Below are 25315 nucleotides of genomic sequence, written 5' to 3'. Positions count from 1 at the left end.
CATGATCATCACCCGCATCACCGCTCGCGACATCCGATTCCCAACTTCGCAAACCTTGGATGGTTCGGATGCTATGAATCCCGATCCCGATTACTCGGCGACGTATGTGACCTTGCATACCGACGGTGAATTGGAAGCCAACGGACTGACATTCACGATCGGTCGCGGTAATGAATTATGTGTCGCCGCGGTGGAATCGTTGGCACCGTTGTTGGTCGGGAAATCGCTGGAGTCGATCACCAGTGACATGGCGGGATTTTGGCGGCACATCACCGGCGACAGCCAACTTCGCTGGGTCGGGCCTGAAAAGGGCGTGATCCACTTGGCCACGGGCGCCGTGGTTAACGCGGTTTGGGATCTTTACGCCAAGAGCGAAGGAAAACCATTGTGGAAGTTGCTTTGTGATATGACGCCTGAACAGATCGTTGCCGCGATCGATTTCCGGTACGTCACCGACGCGATCACGCCGGAGGAAGCACTCGCAATTTTGCAGGCCAACGTCGCGACACGCGAACAACGTACCGCTGAAATGCTTCGCGACGGTTACCCTTCGTACACGACCTCGGCAGGTTGGCTTGGATACTCGGACGAGAAGTTGCGGAACCAGTGTCGTGACTTGAAGTCGCGAGGTTGGACGACGTTCAAGATCAAGGTTGGTCGTGATCTTGAAGACGATATTCGGCGGTGCCGAATCATTCGGGAAGAGATCGGATGGGACAGTCGTTTGATGATGGACGCAAACCAAGTTTGGGACGTCGATCAGGCCATTGAGTACATGCAAAGTCTTGCGGAATTCAAACCCTGGTTTATCGAAGAGCCAACTTCACCGGACGACGTCCTCGGGCATGCTAGAATTGCTAAGGCGATCGCGCCGATCAAAGTGGCAACCGGCGAGATGTGTCAGAACCGAGTGATGTTCAAGCAGTTCATGCAGGCCGATGGGTTGCAAGTTTGCCAATTGGATAGTTGCCGTCTGGGCGGTGTCAACGAGATCTTAGTCGTGTTGCTAATGGCTCGGAAATTCAATATCCCCGTTTGCCCCCATGCAGGCGGAGTCGGACTTTGCGAGTACGTGCAACACCTATCGATGTTCGATTACATCTGTGTCAGTGCGACCTTGGAAGACCGCATCACAGAATACTCGGATCACCTGCACGATTGCTTTGTTCATCCACTGGTGATGAAGAACGGTCGATACATGCCGCCGCAGGATCCAGGGTACAGTGCTACGATGACCGACGAAGCTTTGTCGGAGTTCGAGTTCACTGACGCGCTACCTTGTTAGTGCACTGCGTTGTCAGCAGAACGCTCTGTTAACGCGACGCCTTTCGATCGCGTCGCCGCTTTATGGGCTGCGTGAATGGTCTGGACAGAGTGCATGTTGGAATCAGGGTGCATGTTGGAACCAGGGCGTTTAGCTAGTTCGGTCTGTCCCGCTGGTACAGGGCCGTTCAGTTCAATCCCGCGGCGAATTCGGCTCGACTGACGTTGCCATCATCGTCCTTGTCGAAACGATCGAACGCGGGTCTAAGTTTGACCGGGACTTCATCGATCGTGATCAGGTTGTCGTGATTGGTATCATGTCGTGAATACCAGCGTTCGATGTACCGCGTCTTTGTCGTTTGATCCGCTTCAGGTTCCTCTTTTGCAATCCGAAGCTCGGACTCAGGCTTCCCGATTGGGGCGTCGATCGGAACCGCCAGATTGAAGTAGCCGATCATCATTTCGTCCCATGACTGGTCACCCCATGTGACGCGACGGTTCGGGTCCGGATTGTTCAGGTTGTTCGCTGAGTTGTCATAATGTGCAACGGTGTGAATACGGGATCCGGCTGGCAGGTTCATTGGTTGCCGCAACTGATATTCGGTTTGCCAATTGAAGTCGTACTGCGGCACGCTCAACAACGGTCGGCGTTCTCCGCTCGGCAAGGCGACTTCATATTCATACGATTTACCTCGCAGGTGCATGTGCGGGGACATCGATAGAAGCTGAGAATCCCATGGGATCGTTGGCGAACGAGCCTCCTCGCGGTGATTGCTTTCCCCCGCCGGAATACGGATTTTCGGATTGATCGCACTGGATGAGATCACGCGGTGAGTGACCGAATCCGCGTCGGCAAAGATCAGACCGACCTTGCTCTGGTCGTATTGGACCGAGCCAACCGGTGTGTAGTGAATTTGAAACGCGAGCTGAGAACCGGCTGGAACAAACTTGGCCATGCCATCGGGCAACATCTTGGCTCTTAGTCCGGGAACGTACCCGGCAAAGAAGCCACGCCCGACTCCTCGCACTCGCCATTCTTGAGGGTCGCGTACAAACGCCAAAATGTGATGGACGACCGAGTGGTTTCCGGGCTGGACTTCCACTCCAGAAAGCCATTTGTCTTCGGTGAAACCGGTGTCGACGACGAACCACTGATAAGGCACTTCGCCTTCGGCTTGAACCTGATACGGTTCGGGCTGGATCGTGAATTCCACGTCTGGCGTGCGAGGTAGCTGCCAGCCCGTTGGGTACTCAACGCGTGGTGGTAGATCGGCAGGGTCGCCCTGCGGTGCACCGGATTTCACCCATTGGTAGATGTCTTGTTTTTCTTCGTCAGATAGACTGCGGTCGTTTTGGAAATCACCGTGGTCTGGGCTCGCATGCCAAGGCGGCATTCGTTGCTCCCGCACAACCTCTTCAATCATCGTCGACCAACCAACGACGTCGTCGTAGTCGGTGAGCGTGAAGGGAGCGATGTCTCCATCGCGGTGACACTCGACGCATCGTTTCTGAAAGATGTGTGCGATGCGATTGCTGTAGGTTACCTCGGCTTTGGGATCCGGTTTCGGCAGGCGTCCGATGTGGCAACCAACCGACACGGTGTTTGATTGCGTAACAGGATTGCCAGCCAACAATTCATCTAAGGCGATCGCAAGGTCATTGCGCTGTGGCGTGTCGCGATTGTAGCCAATGCCATATTGGTCATCGATGCGGCCATGGTATTGAACCTTGCGAGCACGATCGAGAACGAAGACTTCGGGAGTGCGTTCGGCACCAAACTGATCGGCCACTTGGCAGCGCAGATCCTTCAGTAGTGGGAACTGTATCTTGTGGATGCGAGCGTACGCAGCCATTTCACTAACGGAGTCTTGAATGTTGGCATTGATCGCCAGGAAAGTGACGCCTCGTTCGGAATACTGCTCGTGCAATGTGGCTAAGCGTGGACCGTACAACTTGGCGAGCGGGCATTCTGTTCCAAGAAACGAAATGACGATCAATTCGCTGTCTTGGAAATCCTGCAGCGAGTACGGTTTACCGCGATAGTCCTTCAGGGTGAAAGAGTCGATTCGTTGACCAATGAATGCGGGATCAGCCGCAGCGGGCGGTGCGAATCGGACTAACGAGGTCGCGAACAGGGTGATGACAAACACCGACATTCGAAAGCTGGGTGTCATGCCGCTATCAAGTTGGGAGGAAACGGGGCGAAGGGAAATAGTCCGAGCCCAATGATACGGTTCGGGCCTCGCCGCAGTAACTGGGGAATGCCAGTAGACCGCAAAAGTCAGCTCGCCGCAAAAAATTTTCCTCGCTTCGCCCAGCAATTCCCCCATTGAACCAGCAGATTTTTTGGTGAATCACCCAGACACTGCGTAGATCAATCAAACTGGGCAGGCCGCTAAAACAGTGGTGTCGCCTCGCCGTGTTCGTCAATTTGCCAGGGAGTCCAGAGGATCAGCGGGTCACTGATTTTTAGGTCGCCTTTGCGACACGGGATGACCGTCGTTTCCAATTCCAGATTTTCAATATCGAACTCATTGGACAAGTCGGCGATCTCGGCTTCCAATCGAGCGTTGAGATCGTCCATATCTAGGCGAAGCTGTTCGACGGCCTCTTCGGCTCTTTTGACGTCGCCGCGTTGCTGCGCGGCTCGGGTGGCACCGCGAGCAGCGGTGGACATTTTCGAGACGTTCGTGCGACTGGCCACCTTGTTGCCCAGGAATGCGCCGAGCAGGGATGCGCCAAAAGAAACTATCGTCGACATTTTCGCTGAATCGTACTGATCGGATTCACGTGCCACGCGTTCTTCGGCAGTCCGGATCTTTCCTTCCAGCGATTTCATTTTCTTGAGGTACTTCAAACGCAACTTTTCGGTTTGAGTATCGCGTTCCTCGCGGGCTGCTTGCTGGAAGTGAAGTCGTGCTTCGGTCTCGCTCAAGTTGGGTGGTGCGTATTCTTTCAACGCCACGCTCTTGTACAGCTCCATCGGATGATGGCGGTACAGATAATCCTTGAACTGTTTCTGAATTGCTTTGACCTTCGAAGCACTCCGCAGATCATCGGGCAGCTTCGTGAATTCGAAATCGCCCTCCGGTGAATCGAGGTGTTCCGCGTCGGCGTCGAGGGGCTCGCATGATTCCCATACATCCGATGGGACTTTCTTGCCGCAACGCAACAAACGGCTGATGTCGACCCAGGTATCAACGTCCGCGCTGCTGCGGACAAAATGCATCGTTCCTTCGGCGTACATCGCGGCGCGGTAGACGCGTTTGCCCTCGCCGCGGACGAAACGACTGGGTGCCAAGAATGCTTCATCGACACCTTGGGGGATGACTGGACGCGTCGGAGTTGCTGCGGATTTCGCAACTGATTCTTTGTTCTTCGATTCGCTCTTTTCAATCGCAGCTTTGCGATCCGCCATTAAGTCCGAGATTTGTTTTCGCGCGAGCGGTCCAGCTAAGAACGACATTGCCCAGCGGGTTTGGAACACGGTGGGACCGTCGTCATGGACGTTATTCATGAGGAAAACGCGACTACCTAAAGACGCCAGCAGACGTTCCATTTCGCCGCGATCAAATGGTTTACCCGATTGCGCCGATGCGCCTTCCAGGCCTTCGAGGACACGGGCCTTATCGCGTTCGGTCTGCAGTCGTCCCAAGAACCAGGTGCCGATGTTGGACAGGCCTTTGTAGTCCAAGTCGACTGGGTTTTGCGTTGCCAAGGTCACACCCAGCCCGAATGCACGAGCTTGTTTTAGCAAGGTCAGCATGGGTGGCTTGGACGGCGGGTTGCGAACCGGTGGGAAATAGCCAGCGACTTCGTCCATGTACAGTAACGCCCGCAGCGAACTGGTTCCGCTTTGCGTTCGCATCCAGGTGACCACTTCGTTCAACAGGATCGTGACGAAGAACATTCGTTCTTGTTCACTCAGGTGCGCGATCGAGATGATCGATAACTTGGGCTTGCCTTCGGGAGTGTACAGCAGGTTCTTTACCGACAACGACTCGCCTTCCAACCAAGTCGAAAAGGCAGGTGAAGCGAGCAGGTTGTTCAGCGTCATAGCTAGCTTGCCACGATCGCTCGGAGACATGAATGAATCCAAATCCAGCACGCCAACACGCGTGATCGGTGGTGAGTTAATCAAGCCGATTAAATCGCCAACGGACACGTTGCGGCCATCCCGCCAGCAGTGATCCAAGATCGAGCTGATCAGAATGTGTTCACGCGACAACAGCGGGTCAGCTTCCATTCCCAGTAGCGTCAACAAGCCGGATGCCGCGCCGGTCACCCGTTCTCGCATCGCGTCGGCATTGTCGAGCACTTCCGCCGGCGGTGCGTCGAAGCTTTTCAACACCGTCAGCGGCAAACCGACAGTGCTTCCGGGTGTGTAGATCGCGACGTCGGCGGCTTCTTTGAACCGCTTCACCCGTTCCGGTGTTTGCCCCCAATCGGCAAGCCCCTTTTTCCACTTGTCGGCCGTCGACTCGGCGAATTCATCCAGTGACATTCCTTTGCGTGACGCTTCGCCGGATTCCAGCCAAGGCTTGAAGTCTTCGGGACGCATCTCTGGGAAGGCCAGCATTAAGTTCGCGAGGTCTCCCTTGGGGTCGATGCAAATTGCTGGGATTCCGTCGATCGCGGCTTCTTCCAATAGAGAGAGACACAATCCGGTTTTTCCGCTGCCGGTCATCCCGACGCACATCGCGTGGGTGCATAGGTCTTTCGCGTCGTAAAGCAGCAGATCGTCAAGTAGCTTGCCTTCGCCGAGATCGTAATGACGGCCGAGATAAAAGGTGGCGAGCTTTTCAAATACGTCCGGTGACGGAGCAGTCATGGCGGATAGAGAAGAATAGAGAAATTGAATTGAATGAAGATGCGAGGGTGATATCAAATCAATCGATGAGCTAACACCGGAAACCGTTTAAATCTGAATGCGGGAACCTAGCTTCGAGCCATCGCGACGTGCAAATCACGCCCCCACGATAGAAAATGTGGTGAGTCTATGGTTTAACACGCGTTCCCATTAGCGTACAACGCATTGGCAATCAGCGGGCGCTGACTGTTAACTGGGGGTTAGCTAAGAGCTGTTACGGCTTTGGGCTGGCTACCGGTTGTTTGCTGAGACGCTTGCGATTCGCAGGGCTGCCGCTGGTGTCGGCTTTGCCGTCGTGTCCCATTCATCGATCCGAACCGAGAACCAACATGCTCGATCTGTACGACAAAATTCAAGCGGCGTGTGAGTTCATTCGCCAGCACACCAGCGAAGCCCCCCGGGCGGGCATCATCCTGGGCACGGGCTTGGGTGGACTGGTCGGTGATATTGAGGTCGAAGCGACGTTGGATTACGCCGACATCCCCAATTTCCTGAACTCGACGGCGACCAGTCATGCTGGCCGATTGGTGATCGGAAAACTGGGCGGTGTTCCCGTGATGGCGATGGAAGGACGCTTCCACTTCTATGAAGGCTACGACCTGAAGGACATTACCTTGCCGGTTCGCGTCTTTAAAGAACTCGGTGCTGAGCTGCTAATTGTCTCGAACGCCTGCGGTGGTTTGAATCCGTATTATAAAAGCGGCGACATCATGGTGATTGAGGATCAGATCAACTTGCTCGGCGGCAATCCGCTGATCGGTATCAATGACGATCGATTGGGGCCGCGGTTCCCCGATATGTGCGAGCCTTACAGCCAAGACTGGATTGAACGCACCATGCGGGTATCACGCGAAGCCGGCATTCATCCTCACAAAGGCGTGTTCGTCGCCGTCGCCGGTCCGTGTTTAGAAACGCGAGCGGAGTACCGCTTCTTGCGTCAGGCGGGCGCCGACGTGGTTGGGATGAGCACCGTTCCTGAAACGATTGTCGCGGTACATTGTGGTTTGAAGGTGGTCGGACTGAGCGTGATCACCGACATGTGCTTGCCCGATGCGATCAAGCCTGCGGTTGTGGAAGAGATCATTGCGACGGCGAACGAAGCGGAACCCAAGTTGCGAGCGATCGTTCGTGGAATCGTGGGCGAATTGAAATAGCGAGTCGTGTATTTTGTGGAAGTCGGACGCTCCATTCGGTGCAATACTTGGTTGAGGTTCCCACGGCCCCAACTTGATGCAGCGATAATCGAACTGGACTGGTCACTGGAATGACCTTGGCAAACGGCCGATGTCTTGGCCTAAGGTTCCATATGCTCGCTTGCAAACGTGCAATCGGTTAATCTGATCGGTCGCGCTACTGACAAACCGCCACGTCGGTTTTTCCTTCCCACTACCCTCTTTCCGATCCAACGATTTTCATGCGTGTACTCTCCGGCATCCAGCCCACCGGTCAGCCCCACTGGGGGAACTACTTTGGCGCCATCCGGCAATACATCGACCTGCAAGAAAATAACGATGGCTTCTATTTCATCGCTGACCTGCACGCGTTAACCACCGTCCGTCAGCCTGCGCAGTTACGCGAAAACGTGACCAATGTTGCGTTGGACATGCTTGCGTTGGGGCTGGATCCGGCCAAGGCAACGTTGTTCGTGCAGTCGCACATTCCTGAAGTCACCGAGCTGACTTGGTTGCTGATGACGGGCACTCCGATGGGGCTGCTTGAGCGATGTCACGCCTATAAGGACAAGAAGGAAAAGGGACTTTCGGCTGACGCCGGTTTGTTCACCTATCCGGTTTTGATGGCTGCCGACATTTTGGCTTACGATTCACAAATCGTGCCTGTCGGCGCGGACCAAATTCAGCACATTGAGGTTTGTCGTGATTTGGTAGGCAGTTTCCATCACGAATACGGCGAGACTTTTGTTACGCCCAAAGCCAAGACCTTGGACCAGGGCCGAAGGTGCCCGGGACTGACGGCCAAAAAATGAGCAAGAGCTACAACAACACGCTGCCTTTATTTGGCGATGTGAAAAAGATCCGCAAGCAAATTATGCGGATTGTGACCGACAGTCGCCCGATGGAAGATCCCAAGGATCCCGAAGGCGATCACCTGTTCGAGCTTTACCAGTTGTTTGCCACGCCGGAGCAAGTTCAGGCGATGGACGCAAAATATCGTGCTGGTGGTTTCGGCTATGGCGAAATCAAGAAGGCCGTCGCCGAGGTTAGCGAAGAGCACTTCGACACCGCGCGTGTCCGCCGTGCCGAATTGGAAAAAGATCTAGATTCAGTCAACGATATTCTCGTTGCCGGTGCTAAGCGGGCCCGCGAGGTTGCTGCGGAAGTCGTCGGCCGCGCCCGCCAAGCATGCGGAGTGGGATAGCGCCATGGCAATCGTGGCCGTCGGAACGGAAATCGTGCAGTGTGTAAGGATCAGCCAGATGATCCAACAACACGGCGAGCAATTTCTGGAACGCGTCTACACGCCTGGCGAAATTGATCATTGTGCTCAATTGCCCGACGCGACGGGACACTTCGCGCGTCGCTGGGCGGCCAAACAAGCTGTGTTCAAAGCTTTGCACTGCAGCCGCCGCGGGGTCAGTTGGACCGATATCGAGATCCAGTCCCGGCCGGGTGAAGGACATTCGATCCTGCTGAGTGGTGTGGCCGAGCGAATCGCCGAAGAAGCCGGTGTCGACACAATTCACCTGAGTCTGGGTGGGTGCCGGACCCAGGCGATTGCTTACGTGATCTTGTGGCAGGATTCCGATCAGGAATCGCCGGAATCACGAGCGTAGCGTTTCAGTTTGCGGTCCAACGTACTGCGTTCAATCCCCAACCGGATGGCGGCTTGGCTTTTGTTGCCGCCGGTCTGTTTCAACATTCGTGCGATGTGCAGCCTTTCGAGTTCCGCCAAAGACAAGCCGCTGTCGGAACTTGTGTTGCCGCCGGTGTTCTCGCCACCAGGGCCCGAGCCGCCCCGTTGCTTAGTCGGGGCAAGCATCAGGTCATTCGCTTCGATCAATTCGATATTGGGCGCGGCTGATGTTGCGTCCCGCTTCGCTTCTGAATTTAGTGATGTGTTGACGGGGCTCATCACGACGGCTCGTTCGATCACGTTGCGAAGTTCGCGCACGTTGCCGGGCCACCCATAGCCGAGCAGCTTTTTCTCCGCCGCTGATGAAAGCTTCATCGCACGCCGACCCATCGAACGGGACAGCGTGTCGGCGAAATGATTGGCCAATAAAGTGATGTCGCGTCCCCGTTCTCGCAGTGGCGGCACTACGATTTCGATCACGTGCAAACGATAAAACAAGTCCTGGCGAAAACTACCTTGTTCGACCATCGCTTGGAGATCGCGGTGCGTCGCTGCGATCACTCGCACGTCTGCACGAATCGGTTCCTGGCCGCCGACGCGTTCGAAGGCGTGGCCTTCCAGCACTCTTAATAACTTAGCTTGTAAATCGAGGTTCATTTCACCGATCTCGTCCAGCATTAATGTGCCACCGGACGCGGCTTCGAACTTGCCTTGTTTGCGAGACGTTGCACCGGTGAAGGCGCCTTCTTCATGGCCAAACAGTTCGCTTTCGAGCAAGTCTTTTGACAAGGCAGCACAGTTCAAACAGACCATCGGATGATCCGCCCGGTCGCTGGCATGGTGAATCGCTGCGGCGACCAGTTCCTTCCCCGTTCCAGATTCACCGCGTAGTAACACGGCAGCGTTCGATGCGGCGACGCGAGCGATTTGGACTTGGACTTCGCGAATCGGATCGCTCCGGCCGAGCAAGGTTACCCGGCCACGAAGTTGGTCTCGGAGACGCGAGATCGTGTTGCGGGATTGGGCGAGCGTTTCTTTCAGTTCACTTCGCTGGCGCAGTGAACGCCTCGCCTCGCAGTACACTTCGCTGGCGGTGACGGCGATCATGAGGTCGCGGTCGGTCAAGCTGGGATCGCCTGGCCGTGTCGTAACATGGACCAAACCAATCGGTGGTGAGTCCGACGATTCAGGATCATGCAGGGGCACCAAGACAATCGCTTCAACGTCGATTTCACCAACGCTGTTTTCCGTCGCCAGGGTCGAGTCGCCAAGTATGTTGCGAGCCAAGATCGCCGACGCACCTGGTACTACGATTTGCTGGAGCAACGCTTGAGGTGGTCGCCGGTATCGGCTGCCAGGGCGTTGATGCACGAACCGGGGCGGTGGTAATTCGCCCAGTGAAAGGTCGACGAAGATACCGATTTCGGAATGAGGGATCTGTTGGCTCAGCGTGCTCAACAGCAATTCAGCGGCTTCCTCGTCCGTTTCAACTCGCCCCATCGCCAAGGCTAGCCGAAGCATCACACGATCGACGCCGCCGTCGGGCGAAATCGCGTTGCTCAGCGAGTTGCTAAGCTCGTTGGATGTGGATGCTGAACTGGCTGCGAATGGAACCTGGGACGGGATCAAATCGCCGCGAATGGACGAAACGATGTCCAGGCATTCGGATTCGTCGATCGCAATTGATAGATCGCCTTGCGTCGCCTCGTCTTCCGGTGAAGTTGATTGTTCGGGAGTGATCGCGTTTTGGATTTGGGCCAAGTCGCTGGTGAACTGCAGGTGGAAGCCAGCGAGCTCAAGATGGTCGCCATCGGTCAACGCGGTGGGGGACGGAATGGCGATTCCATTGACTCGGACCCCGTTGCGACTGCCTAAATCCTCTACGAACCACCCTGGTTGGGGGCCGTCCATGAAAAAGACGCGAGCGTGACGGCGACTGGCCCTTCCGCTTCGTAAAACGATCGAATTCGATGACGATCGACCCAGAACAGCGTCCTCAGACGGGTTCAACCGATACACATCGGTCCATCGTGAGCCCCGGTGGAGGACCAAATATGCGTTCATTGAGGACAAACCGGTGGCATTTTCGGGTAACCGTAGCGTCTTGGGCGGGTCTTGCTTGTCACTTGTTTTCACGACAACTATTCTAAACACAACTCGATCGCTCGCAGAACCTTGCTTCATTTCCGCAGGTTTTGCTATACGGGCGTCGCTCCCGTCGCTTTTCTACCTGAGCAGGAATCTGTCTCGATGCGTTTTCACATGCAATCTCTACTGCGTACCGCTTTTGTCCTCGCGGCCATCGCGTGCGTTTCCCCCGCGTCCCACGTTCAAGCCGGGTTCGGTCTTGGAAACCAGGGCGGTGCAGTTGGTGGAGTGATGATTGATCCGCAGGGGAATGTGCGGCCCGCAACCGCCGCCGAGCAAAAAGAACTTGCTGCGGTTAACTTGGCCGCCGTCGGTCAAGCCGAAGGCGAGTTGGCGGTGAACGCGGAACAACGCGTGATATCGCTCGCGAAGCTGCAAGCCGCGTTGAAGGAGCATCATGAAACCGGCGGTCGGATTGATCCTGCGATCCGGTTTATGGCTGGCATGCAACGCGTCGAATACGTCGTTGTCGACAAGGCCAACAACGATATCTTGTTGGTCGGTCCTGCGGAGCCTTGGACCGTTCGCGAAGACGGCAGCGTCGTTGGCAAGCAAAGTGGCAAACCGGTTTTGCACCTCGATGACGTCGTCACCGCCTTTCGCAGCGTCGAGCTCGCTCGGCAAGATGGCGGCATCCGTTGCTCGATCGAGCCCACCGCGGAAGGTCGCTTGCGTCTTCGCAACTTTCTGAAAAACATCAAACTTCGTCCTGGCCAGAACCCAGCGTTCTTGGAAGCAGGAATGCGACAAGCTTTCGGCGCCCAAATGGTCTCGCTTGCCGGTGTGCCAACGGATAGCCGCTTTGCTCGAACCCTGGTTGCCGCCGACTTTGAAATGAAGCGGCTCGCCATGGCGTTGACCAAGTCGCCTGTTCAAGGACTGCCAAGTTATCTCGAGATGGCCCGAAACAAGCGTCAATCGGCTAGCCAAAGCCCTCGCTGGTGGATGGCTTGTGATTACGACCCGATCGCCCGTGATGTTGACGGTCGTGTATGGAAGATCAGTGGCCAAGGCGTCAAAACGATGACCGAAGAAGACATCGTTGCCGCCGACGGGACCGTCGAATCCAACGGAACTCAAGATCCTTTGGCCGTGAAATGGGCCGATACCATGACCGAAAAGTTTGGCGACCTCGTCAAAGAACGCAGCGTTTTCGGTGATCTGCGAAATGTGATGGACTTGGCTGTCGTGGCAACCCTCGTGACTCAAGAACAGCTGGATCACCAAAGCGGTATCGATCTGAGCGTTTTGCGTGGGAACGACTCGCATATCGAAATGACTAGCTATCAATTGCCTCAGTCGTTGTCGCCTCAGTGCAGCTTCATTCACGGCCGAGCGGGATGGACCGTGACGGCATCGGGCGGTGTGAACATCAATGCTTTCGGAATCGTCGAAAACCAAGTCGAATCCGCTGAACTTCAAACATTGGTCGTCACCCGCAGCGACGAAGTAGCCAGCGATCGCTGGTGGTGGGACGGCAAGTAAGGGATTTCCTGCTTATTTGAAAGGTCGTTTCGGCTAGGAACGGCGTTTTCTTAGGTCCTGAACCCGGACGAGAAGACTTGCCCTGACCGCCGCGAATTTGGTAGTTCCATGACATCGATTGTCTGGAAAACTACTTTGTCGCGTGCTGGTTTGGTAAATGAATTATTCCCGTCGTTTTGACGAGCGACGCCGGCGTGTCATGATGACGACCGGCGCAGCGGCAACGGCGGCGCCCACCAGCCAATCTCGCCTTCAAATTGAGAAGATGCGGGAGGCTCGCCGGCCTGCGGTCGCTTACGGATCTCGCGTGCGGCGGTGTTTGCGAGGACGCTGGTATTCGCTGGTGCCTGTTCAGCGTGCTGCATTGGTGAAGACGTTGCTCGTCCTGGCCGCCTTCGTGTTGGCTCTGATCTGGATTCACAACGCGTCGGCACGCTACGAGAGTCTTGCCGAAAGCCCCACCTACCTCGACGTCCTGCGGATCAACCGATATGGAAGCCTTGGACGCTATGCGATCGGAGTGCTTTATCTGGCGGTCGCTGGTGTCTCGTGGTTGATCTATCAATTGCGTCGCTATCGCAACGATGACTTTGGCGGAAATTACCAACTTTGGCAGTGGATCTTTGTTTCGGCGATCGTCGCTAGTGTGGCGAGTGCCGTTCCGATTGTTGCGATGTTCGGCGGATTGATCGAATGGGCACTCGGCAAACGGGTCGCATTATCAGGCGAAGATTGGATCGAGCTGTTCTTGATGGTAGGCGGTGCGATCTTGGCGATGCGGACCGTGGCCGAAATGTGGCGGTATCGATCGTCCATGTTGTTGATGGTGGGCGGCTGGTTTCTGGCCGCGATCCCAATCGCGGTGCAGTGGAATGTGTTCGAGGTCCAAAGCCTGACTCAGTGGACCATCGTCACGTCGGCGCCATTGCTCGCCGTTTCGTTTTGGTTCGCATCGACGCTCACCTACTTACGCAGCTTATTTCGCGAGGTACGTGGCATCGAACCCACTGTTGGCATCGTGCAACGATTGCGAATCGCAGCGGAAACCTGGAAGACGGAATCGAATGTTTCGGATCCAGACGAGGAATCGGCATCCGAAAAACCTGCTGCGTCGGCTAAACGGGAAGCTGCCAAACCGAAGCCGGTCGCGAGGAAACCCGTCGCTGCAGCGGTTGCCAAATCCAAAACTCCTGAAAACTCTAGCGACGAAGAAGGATCAGACGAAGATTCAAACGAAGAACTTTTGAAGGCTAAGAAGCCACGATCGTGGTGGCCCTTCGGACGCAAGAAAAAGATCGCTAGTGCTGACGCAGGCGGCGTCGATGGTGAAACCGATGAGGACTCCGATGCATCCGAACGCGAAAAGCGTCGAGAAGAACTCGCCCGTGAAAAGCGGGTTCGCGACGAGCAAGCTCGGGAAGAGCAGGCCCGCGAGCAGAGAGCTCGTGAAGAAGAAGCCAAGCGACGCAAACAGCAGGCCGTTGCCGCGGACTCAGACGATGATTCCAGCGACACGGATGCCGAAGTGGAGACTAAGGCCGAGCGGCCCAAGCGAAGTTGGTGGCCAAGGTGGAAGCGAAAGCCTAAGCCGGAAGCCAGTGACGCTGAGGCTGATTCAGCAGATGTTGACCAAGTGAAGTTCGAGGCGGTCGCTGAGGAGAACAACCGGGCGGATACGCAGTCGGACGAAGATGATGGAGCTGAAGCGGCACCCAAAAAGCGTCGCTTTGGTCTAGGGTCGCTGATGAAACGCCGCACGAAATCGACCGACGAAGCGGAATCCGCAAACGATTCCGATTCGCCTCGCGATAAAGCAGATCAATCAGATTCGGATGACGATGATCGTGATGACGGCGACGGTGAGCTGAACGAGGACGATATTGACTGGTCCAGCCTGAATAAGGCGGAGCGTCGTCGGATGCGAAAGCAACTCAAGCGAGGCGGCCGGGCGGCGTAAGCGAACCTTTCCGCGGCTCAGTGCGTCTGGTAGAATAGAAACGTCGCTATTGGATTGAAACTGTTTTGGGAATCCTGCTCGTTTGGTGTTAAAACTGGGCGATGTACCTAGCGGTTCAGTAGTGATTACGAAGGGGGCGACTTGGAATCGACCGGATGTCAAGAAGCGTATGCCTGCGTGTCGTGGTTGATCAGAAGGCCACGTAAAAATCTGATCAAAAACTTTTAGTTGCAGAAGAAAACTTTGCACTCGCCGCCTAATAACAGGTAGCGCGGACTGATGGGGATCGCCGATGTCGCCTGAATGTCCGTCACAATGTCGGATCGTGACCCGTCTTACTCAAGACGCGGGTTGCTAAACAAGATTTGAGTTAGCGGATTCGGGAGCCTGTCAGGTAGCGCCCGATGAAGCGAAAAGGAATCTTCGAGATTCCACAAATAGCTTGACTACACATGTAGACGGCATCGTGGATGCTTCGCGGGACGGGAGTTCAATCCTCCCCGCCTCCATTACAAAGCCTGGTTTCGAATGCGAAAGCAAATCGAAACCAGGCTTTTTTCGTAAGATGGCAAGTTCGGCAGGAGCCTCACCCTCCCGTTGTTGGTGATGGGCTGAGCCCCGGGAGGGCGACGCTCCCGCGGAGCCGCGGTCTGGGATTGGTTATGTTGCGATGTTCGGCAGGAGCCTCACCCTCCCGTCGTTGGCGACGTGTTGAGCCCCGGGAGGGCGACGCTCCCGCGGAGCCGCAGTCTGGGATCGGTTACGTTGTGATGTTCGGCAGGAGCCTCACCGTCCCGTTGTTGGCGACGTGTTGAGCCCCGGGAGGGCGACGCTCCCGCGGAGCCGCGGTCTGGGATCAGTTATGTTGTGATGTTCGGCAGGAGCCTCACCCTTCCGTTGTTGGTGACGTGTTGAGCCCGGGAGGGCGACGCTCCTGCGGAGCCGCGGTCTGGGATTGGTTATGTTGTGATGTTCGGCGGGAGCCTCACCGTCCCGTTGTTGGTGACGGGCTCAACCCGGGAGGGCGACGCTCCCACGGAGCCGTGGTCTGGGATCGGTTATGTTGTGATGTTCGGCAGGAGCCTCACCCTCCCGTTGTTAGCGACGTGTTGAGCCCCGGGAGGGCGACGCTCCCGCGGAGCCGCGGTCTGAGATTAGTTATATTGTGGCGAGTTCGGCGGGAGCCTCACCCTCCCGGTTTTAGGAGTGCGGCGATGGCGGCAGAACACGATTCGAGAGAGGCAACCGGTTCTCGGAAACATCCGGTTCATGGAGTGTTGCCCCAGCCCAACCAGCCGTCGATTGTGTGTGTCACGGTTTGCACGAAAAACCGGTCCCGTTGGCTGGCCGATCCTGCGGTTCACGAGCGATTGGTCCGTGTGTGGCAACAGGCCTCACTCTGGCGCGTTGGGCGTTATGTCATCATGCCTGATCATATTCATTTGTTCGCAGGCGAAAGCGGAGATATCTCGCTCGACCCTTGGATGCGATATTGGAAATCGCAATTTACCAAGCAACACGGCTGTAAGGAGCACCGCTGGCAAACCGATCACTGGGATCGACGTATTCGGTCGGAGGTCGAATACGAGTACGCGGTGAATTACGTCTATTGGAATCCCGTTCGTGCCAAGTTGGTGAGTGAACCTGAGTCGTGGCCGTATTCGGGAGTGATCCACGAATTGCGTTGGGAATGAGAAGCAGTTGTGGGGCCGAGGATGGGTGGCTCCGCGGGAGCGTCGCCCTCCCTTTCGTATGCATTGGGAGGGCGAGGTTCCCGCCGAGCTTTGTTCCTAACGCCGGGAGTGCGAGGCTCCTGCCGAGCTGAACTCCTTGGGTCCGCGTTCGGATCTGGGTCGTGGCGTCGTCCGATGTGGGTGGCTCCGCAGGAGCGTCGCCCTCCCGTGGACAGAGGCTGACGCAAATGGCTCCGCAGGAGCGTCGCCCTCCCTTTCATATGCATCGGGAGGGCGAGGCTCCCGCCGAGCTTTGTTCCTAACGCCGGGAGTGCGAGGCTTCTGCCGAGCTGAACTCCGCTAATTGCGACTCTGTTAACACGCCTTCCCAAACCGCGACTTCGTCGATCTGCCCATGCCAATCGCCGCCTAGATCTGCGTTTGGAGCTCGGTCAGGGCGTCGTCCGACTGTGAAATTATTCGTCGGGGCGTGAGAGGTTCCGGAATGGTCTTCGCCGACCAATTTGCCGTTGGCGTAGAGCTTCATGCCGTCGGTGCTGCTAACGGTGAGAGCGACATGCGTCCAAACGTTGAGGGGGACTAGATCACGAATGGAGGAAACCTCGATGATCGTTTTACCGCCAGGCAAGAGCGTTGCCGATACCGAACGATCAGGCTCAACGCGAAGGAAAGCCCCCGCCAGGTTGGAATTTTGGGTGCCGACAATGTAGGACTTGTCGTCGGAGTTGCTTTCCTTTCGAACCCAAGCTGCCATCGAAAAGTCTGTATGGGGCAACGGATTCATTCCAGTCGAAATGAAGTCGCCCTTCCCATCAAACGAGGCTGCTTGACCCACTTTGCCGGCGGCGAATCGGGTGTCGCCACCGAGCAGCCCGTCTTTCACACCAACTGAATCATCCGTGGTGCCGTCCAACTTCCAGTGCCCGATCAGTTTTGCTGGCGGCTTAGGCACCTCGTTCTTCTTCCGTTGTCTGGCCTGGTATTGCACCGCCAATTTCACTTCGCCTTGAACCCTCTCGTCCAGCACCCAACGGTCACCTATTCGTGTCGCCTTGATCGCCTTACCGTGTGCTGTAACGCCTTCAGAATTTTCGCTGGCCGGCAATTCGACTTGAGCTGACATACCCGGGGGAAGTTGAGCGTTCACTTCCAGAGTCTCTTCTTCGACTTTCCAGTCGATTTCGATTGGCCCGCGAGGAGTGGGGATCTTGCCCTTGGCAAAATTCAAGCCGCCGACGCAAGGGCGAATGCGGGCGACTTTCCAACCCGGCTTTAACGCTTCAACGCCCAGGACGTATCGCGGCAAAAGGTTCGCCGGAGCGGCACCCCAGGCATGGTTCCAGTCTTGATTGGGTTTGTATTTTTGGTCCCAAGCTTCCCATGTGATCGTAGTACCACTTTGGACCATGTGTCGCCAGCTTCGTTGGTTTCGGGCGGTCATTAGTGAAACGGCTAGATCGTCGGCGCCATTTTCTAACATCCCTTCCATTAAGTACTGTGCCGCATAGACAGAGCACCTCATGCCGCGTTCTCCCAACCACTGCGCAATCGAATCGCGATGCGTTTCGGGTACCAAACCGAATGCGAGTGGAAAAAGATTGGCGTGAGTCGATTGATGGTCCGTTCCCACTCCATCTCGATAGCGACCTGTATCGGCGTCGAATAACTGACGCTGGAAGGCGGAATAGGCCTTCTTGCCATGAGTAGTGTAGTTCTTCACGTCATCCGAATGACCAAGGGCGTGTGCCATTTGAATCATCATCGCGATGGCCTTCAGATGAAACGCATTGACGACCGTGTTCGTTGATTTGAATTGATATTGGTCACGTTCACCGGGTGGCCAGTCAACAATGTCCGTTCGCTTGATCTGTTGCGGATTGCTGTTGACCAAGCCATCTTCGCGAACTCGCTCAAGAAGTAGTTTCGACTTGAGAGATTCATAGCGAGCCGTTAACCATTCGGTGTCCCCGGTATGCATCCAGTCCGCGTGTGCCATGAACACCATGTGCGGTGCCCATTCGGTTGGCCAAGTACCGTGGTCCATCAAATAGTCAAACGTGTCCCGCGCCATTTGGACGTCATTGTCGGTGTAATAGTGACTCAGTTGGTTCAGGTAAGCATCTGCCTCATAGGGGATCCGCTCGCGGTCACCGTCAACATAGACACCGGCAAACGTGGTGGCCTTGATGGAATAGCGGCAGAGCTCCCAGATCTGATTGAGCATTTCATCAGATGATTCAAAAGCAGCGGCATCGTCATCCCATGTGGAAGCGTAGGCGGCTTGCCGGGTGACATGCTCAGGACGCAATTCCCCTCTCCAGCCTTCGATCTCTAGCCAACGAAACGGCAGTACGACGCCCCATTCCGGTGGTGTCAGTACGGCACCGCGATTGGCTTGTGTGTTGCGTTTGTCGGGTTTCGGCGCCGCAATCACTGGGGATTCGTGCTTGAGCGTGACGTTTGCTTTTGCATAGCGAACAGTGCCAGGCGGCTTTCGGTTGACCCGCCCGTTAGACACGCTCTCACCGAAATGCACGATTACCTCGCCACCTACATTACCAGCAGAACTCAGTCGGACGTTGCCGAATGCAACGCGACCGAAATCGACGAGGTACGCACCGGATTCAATTTGAACGATCCTGGTGGGTTGTTCATCCACTAGGTGCACCGATGCGGCGAATGACAATGGCATCACGACCAGCGATGCGAACGAGGCAGCTAGAATAATGAGTTGGTTTCTCATGAGGGCGATGTTGCTCGCTGGTATTTGTGGGGCGCCGTATCAAACTCAGCAGTTCGCTGGGCGATCTTGGAAGACTGCCAAAACATCAGGATTGGCCGAGCCATGATCACGACCGGGCATGATCGACGACCTAATAGATGGTAGACGCTTTGGTTTTATTGCTGGTCCAGTCTAGACGATGTCGGTCGCCTTGCGTGGGAACGGTCAAAACGGATGTTCGATCATTCTTGGATAGAGTCGGTGCCGCGAACGCATTAGCGATGCGGCACCTAGCGACTAAGATCGATTGGCTCGAAAAGGTATCCTAATTTCCGAACTCTACTGCTGTTTCATTCAGGCTTGTTCTCAGGGACTTCGACGATCGTTTCGTCCAGGTCCAGATTGGTGTTGTTGGCATCGGGGTTCGATTCAAGATACTGCCCGATTTCGTCACTGTTGGTGACGGCGCCCGCTTCGTCGCTACCGCAGCCAACGAGTACAAATGAAAGAGCGAGGGGAAGGATGAGTGCTAGGTTACGAAACATGTTGGAGCTTTCTGGATTAATCGTGGATTGAAAAATAACGAGCCGGCTGGCTTGGCGGACGGCTCGATCCTGGCGAACGATGCTTGCCTTATAGTTCTTCTTTGATGATCTCTTTACTGGCCCGGGTACCTAGTGCACCCCACAAGCCGAACGGGCTTTCGGAACCGGGAGCCAAGTTATCCGCTGGGTTATCGCCAACGTGGCGGCTGCTCTGGTTGCCTGATTCAATGGAATCGGTGACGAACTTAATCGCTCCGTCGCCCATCAGAATGTGACAACCGCCTTGGTGTCGACTGCCGGCGGGATAGAGACCGTCGGACAGTTCGTTTTCGCTGCCGTTGGAGTCGATACAAAGGTTACTGTTGGGCGGTGTCACGATCGTTAGGTATCCGTAAACACCACGACCCATCGCCCACTTGTAGCCACGGCCGGCTTCAGACGCACCGCCGAGGGCGATACTAGTGAAGTTGGCGTCGGACTTCCAGAACTGAGGTCGTTCTGGATCGATGTCACCGTCGCATGCTTGATTCCCGCCTTCGTTTCGCGAGACCACGACACTTGAACTTCCCGACACTGGACGCGTCCGCTTGTCGTTGTCACCCAAGTCGGTGACGATTTCACCGGCACAAATCGTGTTGGACAAGCCGTCCAGGATATCGCGGAATTTCATAACGTGACGTGAACGAAAGAAGCCTCGGTTGGAAACTCGCGAACGCTGCATGTAAGTGTCGACTTGCCAGCCGGAGCCGGAGTTGTTCCCGACGTCATCAAGATTGCTTAACAACAACGCTGTAGCATCGCCGAGGCTGGCGGCATAATTCGTACGTCCTTGAGCGGGTAAACCTTGACCTGGATCACTCGGGCAACGCAAGCCGGGGACTTCGGTTAGCCAAGGCGTGTAAGGATCGGTCGTGCCGTGGTTGGCGATTGTAAATCGAGGTTCACTGCCCATCGGTGGGTGAATCACGGTCCCACCGGGAGCCTTATACGGATTGCTAATTTGTTCCCACAAAGCTTGCTGCTCCATGAAAGGAGTCAAACCAACTAACCAGCTCAACTCAAGCACGTTATCCGGTTTCGGTTTTACCGAACCGCTCTTTTGGTTGGTGCCGCCGTTTTGCATCGGCAACTGCTTGTATGCAGAGTGATAGTTGTGAACAGCCAAGCCGATTTGCTTGAAGTTGTTGCTGCAGCTCATCCGACGAGCTGCTTCACGGGCGGCTTGGACAGCGGGTAGCAGCAAGCCAACTAGAACACCGATGATGGCGATCACGACGAGTAGCTCGACGAGCGTGAACGCAGGGCGAAGTTTGTAACGTTTCATAGTAAGGAACATTCCAAGGGGAGGAAACAGAATTGATACCGAGGTATCAAAAGGGAGAAAAACAACATTGCTCGAGTTAGGAGGCGGTTTGATGAAATGCGAAGATGTTTACTTGATTTGCCGAGTCGTCAGATCGTTGAAGCGTTCGATGCCTAATTTGATAACCAGATCCAATTCGGCGGCCGTGAGTGTTCCTTCCCACACGGCCATGTCATCGATTTGTCCGGTCCAAAAGCAATACGAGCCGCCCACCTGAACTCGATCAGGACGGCGTCCTATCGTGAAGTTGCGAACGGCCACTTGTGATTTTCCAGAAGCAGAACGGGCGACGAGCACCCCGTTGAAATACAGTTTCAAACCTTCGGTCTGGCTGACGGACATCGCGACATGCGTCCAGGCACCTAGCTGAGTTTTTCGGGCCGATGAAGTGGCCTCGACGATCATTTCATTGGCCGGAAGTATTTTGGCCATCAGTGCGAGATTCGGTTCGACACGCAAAAAGGCGCCGCCGGTAGCGGATTGCTGGGTGCCCGCGATATAGGCTTCCGTTGTTGTTGCTTTGTCCATCAAGATCCAAGCCGCCAACGTAAAATCAGAGCTTGGGAATGGATCCGTTCCGGTGGAAATGAAATCGCCATCGCCATCGAAAGTAGCGGCTTGGCCGAACTTCCCACTGACGAATCCGACATCACCGCTCAATGCACCATGGTGTACACCAACGGAGTCCCTCGCGTCGCCGTCAAGCTTCCAGTGCGCGAGCAGCTTGGCGGTTGAAGGCGGGATGGCGGTTTGGTCTCGCGGCCTTGATTGCCACAATTCTCGCACTACCGAAGCGTAGGAAGTGTCCTCGGGATCATGAAGTGAAACCACGCCGACTTCGGCGTCCACCGAAGCCGCGTGATTGACCGTTAGGCGAATTGGATCAGCAGGCCGATTTTCGATGGATTCCGACGCCAATAGCTCCACGACACCGGTCAAGACAACCACGTCCATCTGACCATTCGACTGCACTTTGACTCCGAACTGCGTACCTAGATCGACGATCCAGGCCTTTTCGGTGCGGACGGTGAAACCTTTTGATCTTGGCGTTTCGCATTGTGCGACGAGCTGTCCGAGCTTTAGATAGCCGGAGTTTGTGCTGTCGGGTTGGCTGCCAACCCAAAATTCTGCGGGGCCTTTGAGTACGACTTCGGCGCCTGAGTTGTACCGGATTTCGGCGGTACCGCTTTGAAGCACCAGTTTTTGACCGGCGTTGATCATATCGCCGATACGCGGTGTGAAGCCTTCCCAGTCAGGTAGCTCTACGCCGATCAACCGTGCGATCGGACCGTCAATGACACCAGACGAGTCTGCGTATGGAGTGCCTCGTTGAGTACTGACCCGGGTGATCCACATGCCACCGCACATGCCAAGTAAGACTGCTGCCGCCCAGTAGATCAGTCGCACCGGATGGCCTTGCAAGTCGAAGAATCTTTGCATCTTAGATTGCTTGGATACCGGTTCAGGCTTTGCCGGTGCCGACGTGTTGTAGTCGCGAAGCAGACCACCACCGGCCCAGGTTCGTAGATTAGTAGAATCCCAAATGCAGGTCCGGTAAAAGCGGTTGGCCAGAGGGTCGCTTGCAACCAAGTCGCTTAAGGTCGCGGCATCTTCAGGAGTCAGGTCGCCATGCAGCGAGTCTTCGACCAAGCGTAAGATCTCTTCCTGCATTTCATGTGAGATCTGCTTACTCATTTGCTGCTTCCTCAATTGCCAATCCTTCGACACACCTTGTCAAAGAGATTCGAAGCCGCCGAATGGTTTGCCGGATACCATCGAAGCTGCGTCCAACATCGGCCGCGATGGATCGGCGGTCTTCTAATCCGGAATAATACCGTTGCAATAGTTCGCGATGGTTGGCGCTGAGCTTGTCTAGGCAGATCGATAGGTTTCGCTGCCGAGCCTCGACTTCGTCGATGTCCTGCGTCGCCTGTTCGGCAACGGACTCTAAGAATTCATTGGTCATTCGCGAGCTTTCTCGCTGTGACGTTTTGCGATGGGATAGGACCAGATAGAACGCGATCGTTCGTGCCCAGGCTCCGAAATCTCGTGCGGAGTCATACTGATCAAATTGTTGCCAAAGACGGATACGGGTCTGTTGAGCGATATCGTCTGCGTCGGTCCAGCTCGGGACCAATGCCAAAATGTAGGCGTAGAGCCGTCGTTCCTCGCCGCCCAGCAAGCGTATGAATTCCAAGGTGCGGTCTCGGTCTACCGCATTGGGATCGTGCTCCATCCCCACCATTGAAATCACCTTTTGATCAGTTCGAAACGATTAACTTCACAAGGATTAAGCCTAACTGCAGGCTGTGTGACGGCCATTTTCTAGAAAAATAGGAAACCGCTTAAACGGATCTTTTTCCAAGTAGCTCGCGAGAGATCCCCTCGCGTGGGGAGTTAGAGGCGATCGAGCATGCTAATTCTGATGAGGAATCTAGGGAGGCGATCGTCAGCTCAGACAGTGGCGATGCGGCGATTTCGGAACCCCGCTGGTCCGCCCGACCAATACTGAAGCGGACTCTTATCGAGGCGGATTCGTGCATTGCGTCGAGGTTACACTCGATGAATCTGCAGACGGAATCCGTCTATACGAGAATGGAGTGCCTGCGGGAAACGATCGCTGTAAACTGATGCGAAAGAAGTGACACCGTCGTGAATTGTCATGGCGGTGGCACCGCCCGTCGCCTCGACCGGCGACGGGGGTTGAAGGATCGTCCGCGGTTATTCGCGAGGCAAGTTTTTGATCTCGACATTGCGGAACTCGACCGCGTCGCCGTGGCCCGCGAATCCGAAGAAGCCTTCGGTGCGATCTTTGCCCGGATGAGCTTTGTCCGCTAAGAAGTCGGTGACTTCGGCTAAGTCGCCATCGAGAATCACGTTGCCGTTCAGTTCAACCTTGATCTTGCTTCCCTGGACGGTCACCTCTTGGAAATTCCACTCACCGACCGGACGCAAGTATCCGCGATGTGCGCCGATCATACCGTATGCAGAACCGTGCACCTGACGTGGGTCGAGATTCTTATACTTCGGATGTTCCGTGTCGAGAACTTGTAGCTCACACATTCCTGTGTAGGCAGTGTCGCCCGATCCGGGATAGCGAATGGCCAGACCGTTATTCCCGCCGGAAGGTAGTTTGAACTCAAGTCTTGCCACCAAGTCACCGTAGGATTCCTGCGTATGAAGGACGCCGCCTTTGTTGGCTTTGCAGCGGATCGCACCGTCGACGACTTCGTAATTCTCCGTGGCTCCATCCCATCCTGTTAAGTCCTTGCCATTAAACAGTGATGTGAAACCGTCGTTGTCGTGGGACCGAAGCACCGCGTTGGCTTCTTCCGGTTCCAGTTCACGGACCTTAATGTTTCGCCATCGAATTTCACCACCATGGGTTTGCAATTGGATCGGACCTTCGGGAGGCAAGGGTGATTTGCGGTCCCAATAGTTTTCCATGATGGCATGGTCAACGATGTGTTTGTCGTTGAGCCAAACGCTGGTGCGAGCGCCAACTTGCTGAATGCGAAACGCGTTCCATTGACCGAACGGTCGATCCGCGATTTCGGTGGGATCTTTGCCAGGAGCTCCCGGTGAATTGTTCCACAACCCACCGGAGCCTTTGTCTTGGCCGGGCGAAAGCTTGCTGGCTTGGTGATTCCAAATCTGGACTTGGGGAGTTGACTTCAAATAGATACCACTGTCAGCCTGCGGAATCGTCTTGTATTCAATCAGAAACTCGAAATCGCGGTAGCTCTCGTCGGTGGTAAGGTAAACGCCGTGACCGTCGTTGACCAATTCGCCGTTTTCGACTGACCAGTGGGCGTTCGCGTCGTCTTGCCATTTAGCGAACTTTTCCTTGCGATCCGCTTCCGGCATCGCAGCCAATTTGCGAGGGTCCATCGTAGCCTCGCCATGCCACTGGCTCAGGTCCTGGCCTGAAAAGATTGATCGAAAGGCGCTGGGGGATGAGAGATCTTCGCCAACAAGAGATGTGCTCAACAGCACACACGCGGCAGTGATCGCAAGTCCAGGTCGTATACTCATGTTCGGATACCAAGGTGGGAATTTGTCGAATGCTAAGCTGTGTAGCTTCAGATCCACTGGCAGTACTTTACTTACTGCAGTGAGTCTGATGTGCCTCCGGTTGCACATTGATTCAGGAAGGGGGGCAGGCGGGATAGCGATAGTCGCTCGTTCCGGAATACGTGATCCACATCATAGCGGATCGGTGCACGGGATGCCCACTCGCGGGTTTCTTCTGGTGCAGGAGATTTGCGGGGGCGAATCAAAGCACGGTCGCGAAGGCCGAAAAGAAGTTCCGGCGTGCCAAAGAGAAGCCTGTCAGATAGAAGTTCGGCGACAATGTGGCGAATTGCCTCGCCGACTCTGGTGGCTGGCGGCGTGCACAAAAAGCTGCACCGGAGTGGGGGCTCTTGATGCTAAACGCTAGTGCGATCTGTCGATGC

The 25315-nt window shown here is 55.5% G+C and carries 15 protein-coding genes, 1 other RNA gene and 1 pseudogene; 8 read left to right on the top strand and 9 right to left on the bottom strand.

What is annotated here, in order from left to right; translation table 11 throughout:
- Position 1: 1 nt before the first annotated feature.
- Complete coding sequence (locus ACR3ZL_RS16925) at positions 2-1285, top strand: L-fuconate dehydratase (RefSeq protein ID WP_473651945.1); 1284 nt, start codon at positions 2-4, stop codon at positions 1283-1285.
- 166 nt (positions 1286-1451) lie between these two features.
- On the opposite strand, the gene ACR3ZL_RS16920 is transcribed toward ACR3ZL_RS16925, so the two are convergent.
- Both ACR3ZL_RS16920 and ACR3ZL_RS16915 read right to left on the bottom strand, forming a co-directional pair.
- Positions 1452-3437, bottom strand: a complete 1986-nt coding sequence (locus ACR3ZL_RS16920) for a redoxin domain-containing protein (protein WP_473651946.1) — start codon at positions 3435-3437, stop codon at positions 1452-1454.
- Positions 3438-3658: 221 nt separating this feature from the next.
- Positions 3659-6094, bottom strand: coding sequence for an ATP-binding protein (locus ACR3ZL_RS16915; RefSeq protein WP_486172799.1), 2436 nt, complete (start codon positions 6092-6094; stop codon positions 3659-3661).
- A gap of 368 nt (positions 6095-6462) precedes the next feature.
- On the opposite strand from ACR3ZL_RS16915, the gene ACR3ZL_RS16910 reads away from it, so the two are divergent.
- The 3 genes and pseudogenes from ACR3ZL_RS16910 (at position 6463) to acpS (ending at position 8924) form a co-directional block, all read left to right on the top strand.
- Positions 6463-7287, top strand: a complete 825-nt coding sequence (locus tag ACR3ZL_RS16910) for a purine-nucleoside phosphorylase (protein WP_473651949.1) — start codon at positions 6463-6465, stop codon at positions 7285-7287.
- Positions 7288-7547: 260 nt separating this feature from the next.
- Positions 7548-8509 (top strand): annotated as a pseudogene (gene trpS / locus ACR3ZL_RS16905) (tryptophan--tRNA ligase).
- Positions 8510-8513: 4 nt separating this feature from the next.
- A complete protein-coding gene (acpS, locus tag ACR3ZL_RS16900) occupies positions 8514-8924 on the top strand; it encodes a holo-ACP synthase (protein WP_473651950.1) in 411 nt (136 codons plus the stop codon).
- On the opposite strand, the gene ACR3ZL_RS16895 is transcribed toward acpS, so the two are convergent.
- Positions 8897-11128, bottom strand: coding sequence for a sigma 54-interacting transcriptional regulator (locus tag ACR3ZL_RS16895; protein WP_473651951.1), 2232 nt, complete (start codon positions 11126-11128; stop codon positions 8897-8899). The genes acpS and ACR3ZL_RS16895 overlap by 28 nt on opposite strands.
- Positions 11129-11194: 66 nt before the next feature.
- Between ACR3ZL_RS16895 and ACR3ZL_RS16890 the strand changes: the two genes are divergently transcribed.
- The 4 genes from ACR3ZL_RS16890 (at position 11195) to ACR3ZL_RS16875 (ending at position 16228) form a co-directional block, all read left to right on the top strand.
- Positions 11195-12577, top strand: coding sequence for a DUF1598 domain-containing protein (locus ACR3ZL_RS16890; RefSeq protein WP_486172798.1), 1383 nt, complete (start codon positions 11195-11197; stop codon positions 12575-12577).
- Between the two features lie 157 nt (positions 12578-12734).
- Positions 12735-14534 (top strand): hypothetical protein, encoded by a 1800-nt coding sequence (locus tag ACR3ZL_RS16885; protein WP_473651953.1) that lies wholly within the window; start codon positions 12735-12737, stop codon positions 14532-14534.
- A gap of 132 nt (positions 14535-14666) precedes the next feature.
- Positions 14667-15046: a transfer-messenger RNA gene (gene ssrA, locus ACR3ZL_RS16880) on the top strand.
- Positions 15047-15748: 702 nt separating this feature from the next.
- Positions 15749-16228 carry an REP-associated tyrosine transposase gene (locus ACR3ZL_RS16875; RefSeq protein WP_473651954.1) on the top strand — a complete coding sequence of 160 codons (480 nt, stop codon included), beginning with the start codon at positions 15749-15751 and terminating at the stop codon, positions 16226-16228.
- A 298-nt stretch (positions 16229-16526) separates the two neighbouring features.
- Here ACR3ZL_RS16875 and ACR3ZL_RS16870 read toward each other — a convergent pair whose 3' ends face one another.
- The 6 genes from ACR3ZL_RS16870 to ACR3ZL_RS16845 all read right to left on the bottom strand — a co-directional run bounded on the left by ACR3ZL_RS16870 (position 16527) and on the right by ACR3ZL_RS16845 (position 24893).
- On the bottom strand, positions 16527-18971 hold the full coding sequence (locus ACR3ZL_RS16870) for a family 78 glycoside hydrolase catalytic domain (RefSeq protein WP_473651955.1): 2445 nt from the start codon (positions 18969-18971) through the stop codon (positions 16527-16529).
- Between the two features lie 329 nt (positions 18972-19300).
- Positions 19301-19495 (bottom strand): hypothetical protein, encoded by a 195-nt coding sequence (locus ACR3ZL_RS16865; protein WP_486172797.1) that lies wholly within the window; start codon positions 19493-19495, stop codon positions 19301-19303.
- An 88-nt stretch (positions 19496-19583) separates the two neighbouring features.
- The gene (locus ACR3ZL_RS16860) at positions 19584-20819 is read right to left on the bottom strand and encodes a DUF1559 family PulG-like putative transporter (RefSeq protein WP_473651956.1); all 1236 of its coding nucleotides are present in this window, start codon (positions 20817-20819) and stop codon (positions 19584-19586) included.
- 108 nt (positions 20820-20927) lie between these two features.
- Positions 20928-22553, bottom strand: coding sequence for a LamG-like jellyroll fold domain-containing protein (locus ACR3ZL_RS16855; protein WP_473651957.1), 1626 nt, complete (start codon positions 22551-22553; stop codon positions 20928-20930).
- The gene (locus ACR3ZL_RS16850) at positions 22546-23103 is read right to left on the bottom strand and encodes a sigma-70 family RNA polymerase sigma factor (RefSeq protein WP_473653536.1); all 558 of its coding nucleotides are present in this window, start codon (positions 23101-23103) and stop codon (positions 22546-22548) included. The genes ACR3ZL_RS16855 and ACR3ZL_RS16850 overlap by 8 nt, the downstream gene beginning before the upstream one ends.
- Before the next feature lie 476 nt (positions 23104-23579).
- Entirely contained in the window at positions 23580-24893 is a 1314-nt protein-coding gene (locus tag ACR3ZL_RS16845) for a 3-keto-disaccharide hydrolase (protein ID WP_473651958.1), read from the bottom strand.
- Positions 24894-25315: the final 422 nt, after the last annotated feature.

This window comes from Rhodopirellula sp. J20-39, assembly GCF_057365095.1.
The sequence above is the reverse complement of the archived record's forward strand: the minus strand, read 5'-3'. Positions and strand labels throughout refer to the sequence as shown.